This window comes from Thermus brockianus (genome assembly GCF_021462505.1).
Classification (GTDB): Bacteria; Deinococcota; Deinococci; order Deinococcales; family Thermaceae; genus Thermus; species Thermus hydrothermalis.
In genome coordinates, this window is the sequence record NZ_JAKEDV010000001.1 from 203,776 (window position 1) to 219,180 (window position 15,405).

At 68.3% G+C, this 15,405-nt stretch carries 14 protein-coding genes; 2 read left to right on the plus strand and 12 right to left on the minus strand.

Annotated elements, in window-relative coordinates:
* Positions 1-175: 175 nt before the first annotated feature.
* The 10 genes from LXN00_RS01155 to LXN00_RS01200 form a co-directional block, all read right to left on the minus strand.
* Positions 176-505 carry an SPW repeat protein gene (locus LXN00_RS01155; protein ID WP_234503451.1) on the minus strand — a complete coding sequence of 110 codons (330 nt, stop codon included), beginning with the start codon at positions 503-505 and terminating at the stop codon, positions 176-178.
* 64 nt (positions 506-569) lie between these two features.
* On the minus strand, positions 570-1,316 hold the full coding sequence (locus LXN00_RS01160; protein ID WP_234503453.1) for a sulfite exporter TauE/SafE family protein: 747 nt from the start codon (positions 1,314-1,316) through the stop codon (positions 570-572).
* Between the two features lie 5 nt (positions 1,317-1,321).
* Positions 1,322-2,260: a 2-hydroxyacid dehydrogenase gene (locus LXN00_RS01165; RefSeq protein WP_234503454.1), complete on the minus strand. Its 939-nt coding sequence runs from the start codon at positions 2,258-2,260 to the stop codon at positions 1,322-1,324.
* Positions 2,257-3,570 carry a TldD/PmbA family protein gene (locus tag LXN00_RS01170; protein WP_234503470.1) on the minus strand — a complete coding sequence of 438 codons (1,314 nt, stop codon included), beginning with the start codon at positions 3,568-3,570 and terminating at the stop codon, positions 2,257-2,259. The genes LXN00_RS01165 and LXN00_RS01170 overlap by 4 nt, the downstream gene beginning before the upstream one ends.
* Positions 3,567-4,961: a TldD/PmbA family protein gene (locus LXN00_RS01175; protein ID WP_234503472.1), complete on the minus strand. Its 1,395-nt coding sequence runs from the start codon at positions 4,959-4,961 to the stop codon at positions 3,567-3,569. The genes LXN00_RS01170 and LXN00_RS01175 overlap by 4 nt, the downstream gene beginning before the upstream one ends.
* 9 nt (positions 4,962-4,970) lie before the next feature.
* Positions 4,971-5,879, minus strand: a complete 909-nt coding sequence (gene holA, locus LXN00_RS01180) for a DNA polymerase III subunit delta (protein WP_234503474.1) — start codon at positions 5,877-5,879, stop codon at positions 4,971-4,973.
* Positions 5,880-7,037: an acyl-CoA dehydrogenase family protein gene (locus tag LXN00_RS01185; RefSeq protein ID WP_234503476.1), complete on the minus strand. Its 1,158-nt coding sequence runs from the start codon at positions 7,035-7,037 to the stop codon at positions 5,880-5,882.
* Positions 7,038-7,049: 12 nt separating this feature from the next.
* Entirely contained in the window at positions 7,050-7,259 is a 210-nt protein-coding gene (locus tag LXN00_RS01190; protein WP_234503477.1) for a heavy-metal-associated domain-containing protein, read from the minus strand.
* Between the two features lie 4 nt (positions 7,260-7,263).
* Positions 7,264-7,689 carry a DUF1999 family protein gene (locus LXN00_RS01195; protein ID WP_234503479.1) on the minus strand — a complete coding sequence of 142 codons (426 nt, stop codon included), beginning with the start codon at positions 7,687-7,689 and terminating at the stop codon, positions 7,264-7,266.
* 7 nt (positions 7,690-7,696) lie between these two features.
* Positions 7,697-9,010 (minus strand): vWA domain-containing protein, encoded by a 1,314-nt coding sequence (locus tag LXN00_RS01200; protein WP_234503481.1) that lies wholly within the window; start codon positions 9,008-9,010, stop codon positions 7,697-7,699.
* A gap of 34 nt (positions 9,011-9,044) precedes the next feature.
* Between LXN00_RS01200 and tsaD the strand changes: the two genes are divergently transcribed.
* The gene (tsaD, locus tag LXN00_RS01205) at positions 9,045-10,016 is read left to right on the plus strand and encodes a tRNA (adenosine(37)-N6)-threonylcarbamoyltransferase complex transferase subunit TsaD (RefSeq protein WP_234503483.1); all 972 of its coding nucleotides are present in this window, start codon (positions 9,045-9,047) and stop codon (positions 10,014-10,016) included.
* A 39-nt stretch (positions 10,017-10,055) separates the two neighbouring features.
* Positions 10,056-13,052, plus strand: a complete 2,997-nt coding sequence (gene secA, locus LXN00_RS01210; RefSeq protein WP_234503486.1) for a preprotein translocase subunit SecA — start codon at positions 10,056-10,058, stop codon at positions 13,050-13,052.
* Positions 13,053-13,085: 33 nt separating this feature from the next.
* On the opposite strand, the gene LXN00_RS01215 is transcribed toward secA, so the two are convergent.
* Both LXN00_RS01215 and LXN00_RS01220 read right to left on the minus strand, forming a co-directional pair.
* Positions 13,086-13,820 (minus strand): YebC/PmpR family DNA-binding transcriptional regulator, encoded by a 735-nt coding sequence (locus tag LXN00_RS01215; RefSeq protein WP_234503490.1) that lies wholly within the window; start codon positions 13,818-13,820, stop codon positions 13,086-13,088.
* A complete protein-coding gene (locus tag LXN00_RS01220; protein ID WP_234503493.1) occupies positions 13,807-15,342 on the minus strand; it encodes a cation:proton antiporter family protein in 1,536 nt (511 codons plus the stop codon). The genes LXN00_RS01215 and LXN00_RS01220 overlap by 14 nt, the downstream gene beginning before the upstream one ends.
* Positions 15,343-15,405: the final 63 nt, after the last annotated feature.

Genomic DNA, 15,405 nt, shown 5'->3' on the forward strand with positions numbered 1-15,405 from the left:
CGGGGGCGAAACCCCCCGCGCCGTTTTCCTTTTGCCGCTAGCCCTTTGCGCTTCATGTTTCCCCCTTTCCGGCCTCGCTGGACCGGTTTAAAGGCCACCCCCACCTTACACCTTGGGCCTTTTGGGCGCAAGGGAAACCCGCCCAGGAGGTCCTGGGCGGGAAGGGGGGTAGTTCTTAAGCCGCCTTGGGCTTTTCCCGGGTGACGCTTAAGGCCAAGGCCCCCACCAGGACGCCCACGATGAGGGCGTTCCACAGGGCGTTGGCCTCCCCGCTAAACCCCAGGATCCAGGGGGAGAGGATGAGCCAAACGCCCAAGAGGACGTTAACCCACTCCTCCCACAGGGGGCCGCCCCTCAGGTGCATGAGGGCCATAAGCCCCACCACCACCCCCACGATGACGGCGTTCCACATGGCCGCAGGGGTACCGCTAAAGCCGAGAAGCCACGGCGAGAGGATGAGCCATACGCCCAGGACGAGATTGGCCCAGTCCTGCCAGCGCGTCATGGTTGCCCACCTCCTTTCACCCCTTATTGTGAAAGGGCTTGAGCGTGGCGAATAGTGCAAAAGGTTACTTTCGCCCCCCCGAGGGGCGAACGTACCGCCACCCCGTCCAGAGGAGGACGGCGGCGAAGACCACCCGCAAGGCCCCTTCGGGCAGGAAGTGGGCGAGCTCCCCCCCAAAGAAGGTCCCCACCAAAACCCCGGGCACGAGGCCCAGGGCGAGCTTCTCCTCTACGTTCCCCAGGCGCAGGTGGGTGTAGGCCCCCACCAGGCTTGCCGGCACCATGGCGAGGAGGCTCGTCCCTTGGGCGGTGTGCTGGGGCATGCCCAGGAGGAGGACCATGGCCGGCACCATGATGGTCCCCCCGCCCACCCCCATCATTCCCGAGAGGAAGCCGGTGAGGGCCCCCGCCAGGAGGAGGGTGAGGTCCTCCAAGACCTCGCCCCGCACCAGGCCCATGGGGGCCAGGTAGGGCCTGAGGAGAAGGAGGAAGCTCACGGCCACCAAAAACCAACCGAAGGCCCGCTTGAGCTCCCTCTCCGGGAGGCCGTGGGCGTAGCGGGCCCCCAGGCGGGCGGTGAGGATGGCGGTGAGGGCCAGGAAAAAGGCGGCTTTGAGGTCCAAGGAGCCCTGGAGGCCATAGGTGAAGGCCCCCACCAGCCCGGTGAAGAAGACGGCCACGAGGCTCGTGCCGTGGGCCTTGTGTTGGGAAAGCCTGAGGACGCCCACCATGAGGGGGATCATCACCGTGCCGCCCCCAAGGCCCACCAAGCCCCCAAACGCCCCGCCCAGGAAACCGATGAGGAGGCTCATGGGGCTCATACTACCGGGTTTGGCGGCTTGCGGCCTTCCAGGACCGAAAGCAGGTTTTCCACCGCCACCTCGGCCATGCGCTCCCTTGTGCGCCTGCCCGCCGAGCCGATGTGGGGGGTGATGACGGCGTTTTTGAGGGCGTAGAGGGGGTGGCCAGGGGGCAGGGGCTCGGGGTCGGTGACGTCCAGCCCCGCCCCGAAAAGGTGGCCCTTTAGGGCCTCCACCAGGGCCTCCGTGTCCACCAGGCCCCCCCGGGCGGTGTTGATCAGGATGCTCCCGGGCTTCATGGCGAAAAGCCTTTCCCGGTTGAGGAGGCGGTGGGTTTCCGGGGTAAGGGGGGCATGGAGGGAGACGATGTCCGCGGTGGCGAGGAGGTCTTCCAGGGGAAGGAAGGGGTGGGGGAGGGGCTTTGGGGTGCGGCTCGTGTAGACCACCCGCATCCCGAAGGCCAGGGCCCTCTTGGCCACCGCCTGGCCGATGCGGCCCATCCCCACCAGGCCCAGGGTGAGGCCCTCGAGGTCCAGGCCCAGGAGGAGCTCGGGGTGCCAGGCCCGCCACCGGCCCTCCCGGGCGTAGTCCACCCCCTCCACCACCCGCCGGGCCACGGCGAGGAGGAGGGCGAGGGTGAGGTCGGCGGTGGCCTCGGTGAGGACGTCCGGGGTGTGGGTGACCCGGATGCCCCTTTGCCGGGCGGCCTCGAGGTCCACGTGGTCCACCCCCACGCTGTAGCAGGCGATGACCTTGAGGGTTTTCCCCGCCCGGTCCATGACCTCGGCGTCAATGCGGTCCTCCACGGTGGGGATGAGGCCGTGGACGCCTTCCACCTTTCTCAGGAGTTCCTCCCGGGGGAGGAAGAGCCCCTCGTGGACCTCCACCTTCAGGCCCCGCTCCCGAAGGCGTTCCAGGGCCTTTCCCGGTAGGGTGCGGGTGACGAAGACCCTCATGCCCCGGCGAAGGAGAGCTCGGCCACGGCCACCAGGGGGCTACCAAAGGCGCTTGGCCCCATGGGAAGCCACTCCAGCGCTGCCCCTAAGGCCTCTATCCCTTGCAAAAGCTCCAGGAGGTTGCCGCTTACGGCGAAGTTCTCCACGGCGTACTGGGGCTTCCCTTCCTCCACCCAAAGCCCCAGGGCCTGGAGGGAGAAGTCCAGGGTGATGGGGTTGGCCCCGGCGTGGAGGCCCATGAACTCCGTGACCAGGACGCCCTCCTCGAGGGCCAGGTTCCCCAGGGGCTTGAGGTAGAGGTTGCTCGGGGCCACGTCCAGGGCGGAGCGGTAGCCCCGGTGGGCGTGGCCGGTGTTCTCCTGACCCAGGGCCCGGGCGGTTTCCGTGTTGTGGAGGAAGGTGCGGAAGACCCCCTCCTCCATGAGGGCCACGGGCCTGGCCGGGGTGCCCTCGGCGTCAAAGGGGCGGGAGGCGAGGCCCTGGGGCAGGGTGGGGTCGTCCAGGAGGGTGACGAGGGGGCTTGCCACCCTTTCCCCTAGGCGCCCCAAGAGGCGGCTTTTCCCTTCCAGGGCGTTCTTTCCGGAAAGGGCCTGGGCCAAGACCGCCAGGAGGCTCGCCATGGCCTTGGGCTCCAGGTAAGCCCGGTAGCGGCCCGTCCTCAAGGGTTTGGCGTGGAGGAGGCGGGCGGTCCTTTCCCGGAAGTCCAAGGCGGTGCGCCCGGGGTCCAGGGCGTGGAACTCCTTGCTGGGGGCGAGGTCAAAGCCCTGCTTGAGGCTATCCCCTTCGGCCAGGACGAAGCTCGCCATGAGGGCGGCAAGGCCCGTGCGGTAGCCCCCTTCCGCCCCCAAGGTGCTGGCCAGGCTGAGGCGGCGTTCCCGCTCGCTGTAGGCGGCGAAGGCGAGGGCTTTCGTGCGGGGGTCTTGGCGGAGGGCGGCGTCCAGGGCCAAGGCGGCCTCCTTTTTGGCCTCCAAGGGGGCGGAAAGCCCCTCTCCCAAAAGGTCGTGCTCCCCCAGGGGCCTCCCCGGGGGCAGGTGGGCGGGTCTTCCCCCGAGGAGGGCGTTTTCCCGGGCCTCCTCCAGGGCCCAGTCCAAGGCCTTTGGGGAGAGGTCCTCCGTGTAGGCGTACCCCACCCGGCCTTGGGCCAGGACCCTCAGGCCCAAGCCCCCTTGCCGCGCCTCCTTGATCTCCTCCAAGGCGCCTTCCCGGGCCCGCAGGGAAAGCTCCCTGTCCTCCAGGAAAAGGAGTTCCGCCTCGAGGCCGAGCTCCTTGGCCCGCCGGAGCAGGTACCGCTTCGCCTCTTCCAGGGTCATGCCCGTCCTCCCACCACCATCTCCGAGACCAGGACGTGGGGCTGGCCCACCTCCACCGGGACGAAACCGGAAAGGCTGCCGCACATCCCAGGGGCGTTCTCCCAGTCCTTGGCCACGGCCACCACCCGCTTGAGGGTTTCCGGCCCCTTGCCCACCAGCATGGCTCCCCGCACCGCCTCCTCTATGCGGCCCTTGCGGATGATGTACCCCTCCTGCACGGCGAAGTTGTACTCCCCGGAGCCCGGCTTCACCTGGCCGCCCCCCATCTCCTTGGCGTAGAGGCCGAAGGCAATCCCCTGGAAGAGGTCTTCCACCTCCGCCTCCCCGGGGGCGATGAAGGTGTTGCGCATGCGGGAGGTGGGGGCGAAGGTGTAGTCCTGGCGGCGGCCCGAGCCCGTCATGGGGTAGCCGGTGAGGAGGTGGCCGAGCCGGTCCACCATATAGGCCTTGAGCACCCCCTTTTCTATGAGCACCGTGCGCTCCGTGGGGCGGCCTTCGTCGTCCACCTCGCTGGAGCCCCAGGCGTGGGGCAGGGTGCCGTCGTCTATGTAGGTGACGGCGGGGCTCGCCACCGCTTCCCCAAGCCGGTCCGCCAGGACGCTCGCCTTCTTGGCCACGCTGGTGGTTTCCAGGAGGTGGCCCACCGCCTCGTGGAAGAGGACCCCGCCGAAGCCATTTCCCACCACCACGGGGAAGGTGCCCGCGGGGGCGGGCCTGGCCCGGAGGTTGGTGAGGGCCTGGCGGGCCGCCTTCTCCCCCACCGCCTTGGGGGGAAAGAGCTCAAAGAGCTCCAGGCCCACGCCCTTCCCGGGGGCGCTCACCCCGGTCTGGACCTCGGCCCCGTCCTGGGCCACGGCGAGGACGTGAAGCTGCGTTCGGACCCGCTTTTCCTCCGCCCAGGTCCCCTCGGTGTTGGCGATGAGGACCTCCTGCTCCCACTCCAGGAGGCTCGCCTCCACCTCCTTGATCTCCGGGGCGATGCGGGCCCCCGCCTCCGCCTCCAGGAGGCGTTCCAGGCGGTAGCTCTTGTCCTTGGCGGAGAGGGGCACCTGGGGGGCGTGGAGGCCTTGGGGGGCGCGCCTGCGGAAGTCCAAGCCCCCCTGGCCCCGCTCGTCCACCTGGCCTAGGGTCCCCCTGGCCCTAAGGAGGGTTTCCAAGGCCTCCAGGAGGCCTTCCTTCGTGAGGTGGTTGGTGTAGGCGTAGACCACCTGGGTGCCGAAGAAGAGCCGGATACCCGCCCCGTAGTCCAGGCCCGAAAGGGCCTCTTCTAAGCTTCCCGAGCGCACCCGCATGCGCCGCCTCAGGGAGCGTTCGGCGTAGACCTCGGCGAAGTCCGCCCCGCCCCTCAAGGCGCGCCGGAGCACTCCTTCCACCAGTTCGGGTGGGAGCATGGCAAGACTCTACCGCGTGGCTGACCGGCCGGTCAAGGCGCTATGGAGGAGGGCGAAGACCGCCCCCTCCAGGGCGAGCCAGGGGTCCTTCCCCTCCTTGGCCCGCCTTTCCGCCTGGATCAGGGTGTCCAGGGCCTGGCGGAGAAGGCCTTCCTCCAGGGTCCGGGCGAACTCCAGGGCCTTCTTGGCGGCGTAGGGGTGGGCCTCGAGGCGGTGGAGGTCCTCCTCCTTGGGCCTCGGGTTCTCCTTGAGGAGGAGGTGCGCCCGGGCGAGGAGGGCAAACTGCCAGGAAAGCGCCCCCAGCACCCGCAAGGGCTCTTCCCCCTCTTCCCGTAGGGCCTTCAGGCGGCGGAAGGCCTCCTTGGCGTTCCCCTCCAGCACCGCCCGCACCAGGTCAAACCCCGTGACGGGGGGCTTTAGGGCCACCACCCTTTCCACCTTTTCCAGGGTGAGGGGCGGGGTGAGGAGGGCGAGCTTCTCCAGCTCCCTTTCCAAGGCCTCCAGGTCGGCCTCGAGGCCCGCCAGGTACTGGGCCACCCCGGCGGGCAGCTTTAGGCCAAGCCGCTTGGCCCGGTTTTCCAGGTGGCGCACCAGGTCCTTGCCCTTGGGGGTGGGGAAGTCCCGCCTTTCCCGGCCCCGGTAGAAGGCGGCCCGGGCGGGGGTCGGCTTGGGGTCTAGGAGGAGGACCGGCACCCCCTCGGGAACCCCCTCCAGGAGGGGCTTTAGGGCCTTCCACTCCCCCTCGCCCACCTCCCTTAGGTCCAAGAGGGCCCCCGCCCCCCCGAATAGCCCGGGGGAAAGGGCCTCGGCCAGGGCCTCGGGGGTGGGCTCGGTGAAGCGGGATAGGCCCCGAAGCCTGGCCTCCTCCAGGAGGGCCTCCTTGGCCAAAAAGGGGTCGCCGGTGAAGGCGATGACCATTTAAAAGGCGCTAAGCCCCGTGGCCTCCCGGCCCAGGACCAGGGTGTGGATGTCGTGGGTGCCCTCGTAAGTGTAGACGGTTTCCAGGTTGAGCATGTGCCGGATGGCGTGGTACTCCAGGGTGATGCCGCTTCCCCCGAGGATGTCACGGGCGAGCCGCGCGGCCTCCAGGGCCTTTTTGACGTTTTGCCGCTTGGCTAGGGAGACCTGGGCCGGGGTGAGCTTCCCCTCGTCCTTGAGCCGGGCAAGCCGCCAGGCCAGGAGAAGGCCTTCCGTGTGCCAGGCGAGCATGTCCGCCAGCTTGGCCTGCACCAGTTGCTTCTGGGCGATGGGGGTGCCGAAGGTGGCGCGGCTTTTGGCGAAGGCCACCGCTTCGGCGTACACCGCCTCCAAAGCCCCCAAGACCCCCCAGGCGATGCCGAAGCGGGCTTGGGTGAGGCAGGAAAGGGGCGCCTTAAGCCCTTCCGCCCGGGGCAGGCGCAAGGACTCGGGCACCCGAACCTCCTCCAGGACGAGCTCGCTCGTCACCGAGGCGCGGAGGCTCATCTTGTGCTTCACCTCGCTGGCCTGGAACCCTGGGGTGTCCGTGGGGACGATGAAGCCCAAAACCCGCCCCTCCTCGTCCTTGGCCCAGATGATGGCGATGTGGGCCAGGTTGCCGTTGGTGATCCACATCTTGGTGCCGGAAAGGACCCAGGTGTCCCCCTCCCGGCGGGCTCTGGTCTTCATGTTCCCGTAGGGGTCCGAGCCCCCATCCGGCTCCGTGAGGCCGAAGCACCCTACTAGCTCCCCCCGGGCGAGCCTAGGGAGGAACTCCCGCTTTTGCGCCTCGCTCCCAAAGGCGTAGATGGGGTACATGACCAAGGAGCTCTGCACGCTTACGAAGCTCCTTAGCCCCGAGTCCACCCGTTCCAGCTCGTAGCAGATGAGGCCGTAGGCGGCGCTAGACACCCCTGCCCCCCCGTACTCCGGGGGCAGGGTGGGGCCTAGGAAGCCGAGCTCGGCGAAGCGGGGGATGAGGTGGGTGGGGAAGACCCCTTCTTCCCACCAGTCCCGGATATAGGGCAAAGCCTCCTTTTCCAGGAAGCGGCGGGCGGCCTTTTGCACCTCCTTCTCCTCGGGGGTGAGGAGGTCTTCCAGGGCGTAAAGGTCCAGCATGGGGCACCTCCCCTAGAGCATACCCGCCAGGAAGCCCTCTTCCCGGATGGTGCGGATCAGGTCCATGACCGTGAGGGACTGGGGGTCGTACTCCACCAGGACCTGGGCGGGGCCCGTGGCCTGGGCCTGGGCCACCCCTTCCAGGGCCTTCAGGGCCTTGAGGATCCGCTCCATCCCCTCTGGGGTGGGCTCCCCCCGGATGCCGATGAGGACGCGGTTCATGCCCCTATTCTAAGACGCCCCGGGTCTCGCCCCTGGCCCCCCGGCTCCCCAGGACCCGCACCGCCAGGACCAGGGGGCCGATGGCGAAGCCCTGGGCCCTCAGGGCCTCCTCCAGGTCCTTCCGCTCGGGGTCCAGGTGGAGGGCCACCTCGTAAACCCCGGCGTCGTAGGCGCTTTTCACGATGGCGGCGAGGAGGCCTTCCAGGACCTCTGGGCTTTTCCCTTCTATCCGGGTAACGAAGACCGTGGCCCTTTCTCCCTGCCAGACGGCCTGGGCCAGGGCGAAGCCCAGGGGCTCTTCCCCTTCCTCCGCCAAAAAGGAGTGGCCCGTGCGGGCGAAGTGGCGCACGGCCCCCAGGCTTAGGGGGCGGTTTCCCGCCACCCGGTTCAGGGCCTCGAGGTCTAGCTCGCTAAAGGGGCGAAAGCGCATGGCCCCATTATCGCCTTGGGAAGAGGAGGGCCTCCAGGAGGAGGACCAGGGCGGCGAGGAGGGCGAAAAACCGCCCCCCGCCCCCCGGGGTCTTGGGGAGGAAGCTCCCTTCGGGGGTGGGCAGGAGGGTTTCCTCCGGGGCGAGGAGGCCTTGGCGCACCTCCCGGTAGGGCTTGAGGAAGTTGTAGACCAAAAGGGGGAAGAAGGGCCTATCCTGGATGGCCTCGAGGGGGGGAAGGTAGAGCCCCTTTTCCGCCGCGTAGAGGAGGCCCACGCCCCCTTCTCCTTCCGCCAGGGGCTTCCAGGGGCCTTGGGGCTTTGGGGGTGGGGGAAGGCTTTCCCCGAGGAGGGCCACGCCCTCCAGGAGGGGGTGGAGGGCGGTGAGGAGGACGGGGGTGGGGGGGCCAGATGCGGGGGCGAGGAAGAGGGTGGGGGTTTCCGGCGCCCCCTCCGGCACCCCGAGCCGCACCCGGACCTCCCCCCCAGGGCCCACCCCGAGGAGGGCGAAAAGCCTCTCCAGGGCGGGAAGCCTGGGGTAGTCCGCCCCAAGCCGCCTTAGGCCAAAGGCCGCCCCGTCGTCCAGGGCCAGGGCGTCCTCCCCAAGAAGCCGGGCGGAGAAGGTGGAAGGAAGCCCCTCCAGCCGGGCGAAGCCCCGCGCGGGCACCGCCACCTCCAAGACCCTTCCCGCCACCTCCACCCGGGCGGTGAGGGGCCGGCTTGCGCTATTGCCCAGGGCCAAAAACCCCCTGGCCACCGCCACCAGGCCCAGGTTCTCCTGGGGGCTTCCCACCCCGATGTACCCCTCGGCCCCCTTGGGCGGGGGGCCGTCCGTGGCCACCACCACCGGGGCCTTAAGGAGCCGCCTCCCGAGGGCCATCCCCCCCTCCAGGTCCGCCCTGGGGTCCCCCGCCTCCAGGGCCAGAAGCCTTCCCTTGAGGGCCACCCCGGGGGCGGGGCCGTGGGCCTCGAGGGCCTCCCCCGCCCGCACCAAGACCGCCTCCGGGGCCCTTTCCAAGAGGGGAAGAAGCCTCTCCTTGGCCAGGTCCAGCCGGGTCTTGGCCCCCTCCTTGGCGCCCATGCTGGCGGAGGCGTCCACCACGAGGACCAGGGGAGAGGGGCCCATGGGGGGGTTGTCCAGGGCCAGGACCAGGAGGCTTGCGGCGAGGAGGAGGAGAAGAAGCCTTAGGTCCAGCCGGGGGCGGAAGCGGCGCCCCTTCCCCTTCCGCCAAAGCCACACCCCGGCCCAGGCCCTGGGCCTCGGCCTTAGGGCCCGGTAGAGGAGGTAGACGAGGAGGAGGGTGGGGAGCAAAAGCCAGAGCACCTTCCCCCTAGCCTAGCCTTGGTAGGGTGGAAGGGTGTGGGTTTTGGGGATTGACACCTCTTGCGACGACACCGGGGTGGGCCTGGTGAGGGACGGGCAGGTGGTGGTGAACCTGGTGGCGAGCCAGGTGCGCCTCCACGAGGCCTACGGCGGGGTGGTGCCGGAACTGGCAAGCCGCGAGCACCTGAAGGCCATCCGCCCCCTCACGGAGAGGGCCCTGGCCGAGGCGGGGCTTCGCCCCAAGGACCTGGACCTGGTGGCGGCCACCCGGGGTCCGGGGCTCATCGGGGCCCTCCTCGTGGGCTACACCTTCGCCAAGGGCCTGGCTTGGGCCTTGGGAAAGCCCTTCTACGCCATCCACCACCTCGAGGGCCACATCGCCGCCGCCTGGCCCGAGGGGCTAGACCCCCCCTTTTTGGCCCTGGTGGCCTCGGGGGGGCACACCCACCTCTTTGAGGTCCAGGCCCTGGGCCGCTACCGCCTCCTGGGCGCCACCCGGGACGACGCCGCCGGGGAGGCCTTTGACAAGGTGGCGCGGCTTTTGGGCCTCGGCTTTCCCGGGGGGCCGGAGGTGGAGCGGCTTGCCCAGGAGGCGGAGGAGGCCATCCCCTTCCCCGTGCCCCTGCGGGAGCAAAGGGGCTATGACTTTAGCTTCTCGGGGCTCAAGACCAAGGCCCTCCAGCTCGTGGAGCGGGGCCTCCCCAGGCCCGCCCTGGCCAAGGGCTTCCAGGAGGCGGCCATCCTCCACCTGGCGGAGGTGGTGCTAAGGGCGGCGGAGGACACGGGGCACAGGGTCCTCCTGGTGGCGGGAGGGGTGGCGGCGAACCAGGCCCTCCAGGCCCGCTTTAGGGAGGCGGGGCTTCAGGTCTACTTCCCCCCCAAGGGGCTTTCCCAGGACAACGGGGCCATGATCGCCCTCGCCGCCTACCGCCGCCACCGGGCGGGTTTTCCCCCAAGCCCCCTCGCCCTAGGGGCCACCGCCTACTGGCCCCTGGAGGAGGCCTAAAGGGGTTTCTCATCCCCAAGGAGTACAATCGGCCCTAGGATGCTAGGCCTTTTGCGGAAGCTCTTTGACAACAACGAGCGGGAGATCGCCCGCTACTACAAGCAAGTGGTGGAGCCCACCAACCGGCTAGAGCCCGAGGTGGAGAAAATCCCCGACCTGGCCGCCGCTTACCGGGAACTCAAGGAGAAGCACCAAAAGGGAGCCTCCCTGGACGAGCTCCTTCCCATGGCCTTCGCCCTCACCCGGGAGTCCGCCAAGCGCTACCTCGGCATGCGCCACTTTGACGTGCAGCTTATTGGCGGGGCGGTCCTCCACGAGGGCAAGATCGCCGAGATGAAGACCGGGGAGGGGAAGACCCTGGTGGCCACCTTGGCCGTGGCCTTAAACGCCCTCACCGGCAAGGGCGTCCACGTGGTCACGGTGAACGACTACCTGGCCAAGCGGGACGCCGAGTGGATGGGGCCCGTCTACCGGGGCTTGGGCCTGAGCGTGGGGGTGATCCAGCACAGCTCCACCCCGGAGGAGAGGCGCAAGGCCTACCTGGCCGACGTCACCTACGTGACCAACGCCGAGCTCGGCTTTGACTACCTCCGGGACAACATGGCCATCAGCCCGGACCAACTGGTCCTCCGCCACGACACCCCCTTGCACTACGCCATCATTGACGAGGTGGACTCCATCCTCATTGACGAGGCCCGCACGCCCCTCATCATCTCCGGCCCGGCGGAGAAGGCCACGGACCTCTACTACAAGATGGCGGAGATCGCCAAGAAGCTAGAGCGGGGCCTGCCCGCCGAGCCTGGGGTGCGCAAGGAGCCCACGGGGGACTATACCATTGAGGAGAAGAACCGCTCCGTCCACCTCACCCTCCAGGGCATCGCCAAGGCGGAGAAGCTCCTTGGGGTGGAGGGGCTTTTCAGCCCCGAGAACATGGAGCTCGCCCACATGCTCATCCAGGCCATCCGGGCCAAGGAGCTTTACCACCGGGACCGGGACTACATCGTCCAGGATGGCCAGGTCATCATCGTGGACGAGTTCACGGGCCGCCTCATGCCGGGGCGCCGCTACGGCGAGGGCCTCCACCAGGCCATTGAGGCCAAGGAGGGGGTGCGGATTGAAAGGGAGAACCAGACCCTGGCCACCATCACCTACCAGAACTTCTTCCGCCTCTACGAGAAGCGCGCCGGCATGACCGGCACCGCCAAGACGGAGGAGAAGGAGTTCCAGGAGATCTACGGCATGGACGTGGTGGTGGTGCCCACCAACCGCCCCATGATCCGCAAGGACTACCCCGACGTGGTCTACCGCACGGAGAAGGGGAAGTTCTACGCCGTGGTGGAGGAGATCGCCGAGAAGTACGAGCGGGGCCAGCCCGTCTTGGTGGGCACCATCAGCATTGAGAAGTCGGAAAGGCTTTCCCAGATGCTCAAGGAGCCCAGGCTCTACCTGCCCCGCCTGGAGATGCGCCTGGAGCTCTTCAAAAAGGCGAGCGCCAAGCAGCAGGGGGAGGCTTGGGACCGGCTCAGGAAGCTTCTGGAAAAGCCCACCCAGCTCAAGGACGAGGACCTTGCGCCCTTTGAGGAGCTCATCCCGCCAAAGGGGAACCTGCGCACCGCCTGGGAAGGCTTGAAGCGGGCGGTGCACACCCTGGGCATCCTCCGCCAAGGCATCCCCCACCAGGTCCTAAACGCCAAGCACCACGCCCGGGAGGCGGAGATCGTGGCCCAGGCGGGCCGGAGCAAGACCGTCACCATCGCCACCAACATGGCGGGGCGGGGTACGGACATCAAGCTTGGGGGGAACCCCGAGTACCTGGCCGCCGCCCTTTTGGAGAAGGAGGGCTTTGACCGCTACGAGTGGAAGGTGGAGCTCTTCATCAAGAAGATGGTGGCGGGGCAGGAGGAGGAGGCGAAGGCCTTGGCGGCGGAGCTTGGGGTGAAGGAAGAGCTCCTGGAGAAGATCCGCCAGATCCGGGAGGCGTGCAAGGAGGACGAGGAGCGGGTGCGGGCCCTGGGGGGGCTTTTCATCCTGGGCACGGAACGGCACGAGTCTAGGCGGATTGACAACCAGCTCCGGGGCCGCGCCGGCCGCCAGGGGGACCCTGGGGGAAGCCGGTTTTACGTGAGCTTTGACGATGACCTGATGCGCCTCTTCGCCTCGGACCGGGTCATCGCCATGTTGGACCGCATGGGCTTTGACGACTCCGAGCCCATTGAGCACCCCATGGTCACCCGCTCCATTGAACGGGCGCAAAAGCGGGTGGAGGACCGCAACTTCGCCATCCGCAAGCAGCTTCTGCAGTTTGACGATGTGCTTAGCCGCCAGCGGGAGGTGATCTACGCCCAGCGCCGCCTCATCCTCCTGGGCAAGGACGAGGAGGTGCGGGAGGCGGCCATGGGCATGGTGGAGGAGACGGTGGCCGCCTTGGCGGAGAACTTCCTCAACCCCCAGGTCCACCCTGAGGACTGGGACCTCGAGGGCCTCAGGGCCGCCCTCCTGGACACCGTGCCCCAACTGGCGGACTTCCCCTTTGAGGAACTGAGGAAGCTCAAGCCGGAAGAGGGCGTGGAGCGCCTGGCGGAGGGGGCCCTCAAGGCTTACGAGGCCCGGGAGGCGGAGCTTTCCCCGCCCCTGATGCGGGCCGTGGAGCGCTTCGTCATCCTCAACGTGGTGGACTCCGCCTGGAAGGAGCACCTGCACAACCTGGACGTGCTCCGGCAGGGCATCTTCCTCCGGGGCTATGGGCAAAAGGACCCCTTCCAGGAGTACAAGATTGAGGCCACCCGCCTTTTCAACGATATGGTGGGCTTCATCAAGGGCGAGGTGGCCAAGTTCCTCTTCCGCCTCAAGGTGGAGGCCGAGCCCGTGCGCCCGGTGCGGGAAGCCCCCTACGTGCCCGTGCCCGAGGCGCCCAAGGCCCCGGAGGCCTTTGGGGTGGAAAGGAAGCGTCCCCCAACCCCCACGCCCCAGCCGGGCCTCTCCCGGGCGGAGCGCCGGCGGCTCATGCGGGAGGAGAAAAAGCGCAAGAAGGGATAGGCGTCCGCCCGGGGTGACCCCCGGGCGGCCTCTTTACGCCTCCACCTGGAGGCTTGCCGGGTCTAGGTTGGTGTAGACGTTCTGCACGTCGTCCAGGTCCTCTAAGGCCTCCACCAGGCGCATGACCTTGGCGGCCTCCTCGGGGGAGAGGCTTACGGTGTTCTGGGGGTGTTGCACCACCTCCACCGCCTCCACGGGGATGCCCCGCTTCTTGAGCTCCTCGGCGATGCGGTAGGCCTCGGCGGGGTCGGTGTAGAGGGTGAGGCTATCCCCTTCCTCCTCCAGGTCCAAAGCGCCGAGCTCAATGGCCGCCTCCTGGGCAGCTTCGGAGTTTTGGCAGACGATGACGCCTTTCCGCTCAAACTGCCAGGCCACGCTCCCCGAGGTGCCCAAGGAACCCCCGTACTTGGAGAAGACGTGGCGCACCTCGCCAGCGGTGCGGTTCCGGTTGTCCGTGAGGGCGTAGACCAAAAGGGCCACCCCGCCCGGGGCGTAGCCCTCGTAGACGATCTCCTCGTACTGCTCGGCGCTCTCCCCGCCCCCTTGGAGCTTCTGCAGGAGGCGCTCAATGTTCTCCATGGGCACATCGTCGGCGCGGGCGGCCTCAATGGCGTTGCGCAGCTGGACGTTGGCCTCGGGGTAGGGGCTTCCTCCGGCGCGGGCCGCCGCCTGGATGGCCCTGAGGTGCTTGGAGATGATCTTGCCGCGCTTTAGGTCGTTGGCGGCTTTCTTGCGCTTGATTTGTGCCCACTTGCTATGACCGGCCATGGCTCACCTCACCCATTATAGCGAGCCTTTCCAGTACCTTCTCCGCCAAGCGCTCCCCCGCCTCCCGGAAGGGGTGGAAGAGGAGGCTCACCCCGGCGGCCTCCAAGGCCGGGTCCTCCTCCAGGTGGAAGCTGGTGGCCGCCACCACGCCCCTAAAGCCCCTTTCCTTGAGCCAGCGGGCGGCGAGGAGCTTGGCCTCGAGGTCCGGCAGGGCCAGGACCACCGCCTTGACCCCCGAGAGGTCCAGCCTTTCCCAAAGCTCGGGGTCCTCCGCATCCCCGTAGAGGACCCGCCGGCCCTTGGCCCGGTGCCTTTCCACCTTCTCGGGGTCGGCGTCCAGGCCGAAGGGCCGCTCCCCACCCGCCTCCAAGACCCGGTAGACCGCTCCCCCCGTGCGCCCCATGCCCACGATGAGGACCGTGGCCCCGTCCAGGCGCTCGGGCTCCTCGTCGGGGTGGCGGCCCTTCCGCTCTAGGCGGAGGAGCAGGGGCTCGAGGCGCTTATAGAGGGTGTGGCTATAGCGGCCAAGGGGGGCGGAGAGGGCCATGGAAAGGGCCACCAGGAGGGCCAGGTTGCTCAGCGTCACCGGGAGAAGCCCGGCCTTCTCCAAGGCCACCCCCACGATGAGGGCGAACTCCGAGTAGTTGCCGAGGTAGGTCCCCGCCACAAAGGCGGTGCGGGCCCGGAGGCCCAGGAGGAGGAAGAGGAGGAAGAAGAGGGGGGCTTTGAGGAGGGAAAGGAGGAGGAGGCCCAGCACGAGCTTTGCCTCCACCCCGCTTAGCCCCTCCTTTAGGCCGATTTCCAGAAAAAAGGCCACCAGGAAGGCTTCCTTCAGGCTCCACAAGGACTTGGCCATCTCCGTGCCCTTGGGGTGCCCGGAGAGGAGGGTGCCCATGAGGAGCGCCCCCAGCTCCGGGGATAACCCCACCTGGCGGAAGGTTTCCCCGCCCAAAAGGGCAAGCCCCATGCCGAAGAGGACCAAGAGTTCCTCGTGGCCGCTCCTTTCCAGAAGCCAGCCCACCTGGGAGCGGAAAAGGGGGAAAAGGAGGACCAAAAGGGTCCAAGGGCTCACCGAACCCGCCCCATAAAGGGTGAGGAGGCCCACCGCCACCAGGTCCTGGAGTACCAGGATGCCCAAGGAGAGGCGGCCGTGGTAGGTGGTGAGTTCCCGCTTGTCTTCAAGAAGCTTGGCCACCAGCACCGTGCTGGAAAAACCCAGGGCCACGGCCAGGGGAAGAAGGCCCACGAAGGGCAGGGCCAGGAGGGCGAAGAGGAGGAGGTGAAGCCCCCCTGCCCCCAGGACCCGGGGCTCCAGGAGGTCCTTAAGCCGAAGCTTGAGCCCCACGCTAAAAAGGAGAAGGAGGACGCCGATCTCGGCGGCGTGGCGCAAGAACTCCGTTTCCCTAAGGCCCAGGGCGTGAAGGCCAAAGCCTGCCCCCAGGTACCCCACCAAGGGCGGGAGGCCTAGCCGGGTGGCGAAAAGGCCTAGGGCGAAGGCGGCGGCGACCCAGAGGGCCTCCATGCCCCCAGGGTAGCAGAGCAAGGGAAAAGGGGCGGGGGTGTGCTTCCCCCGCCCCTACACCGC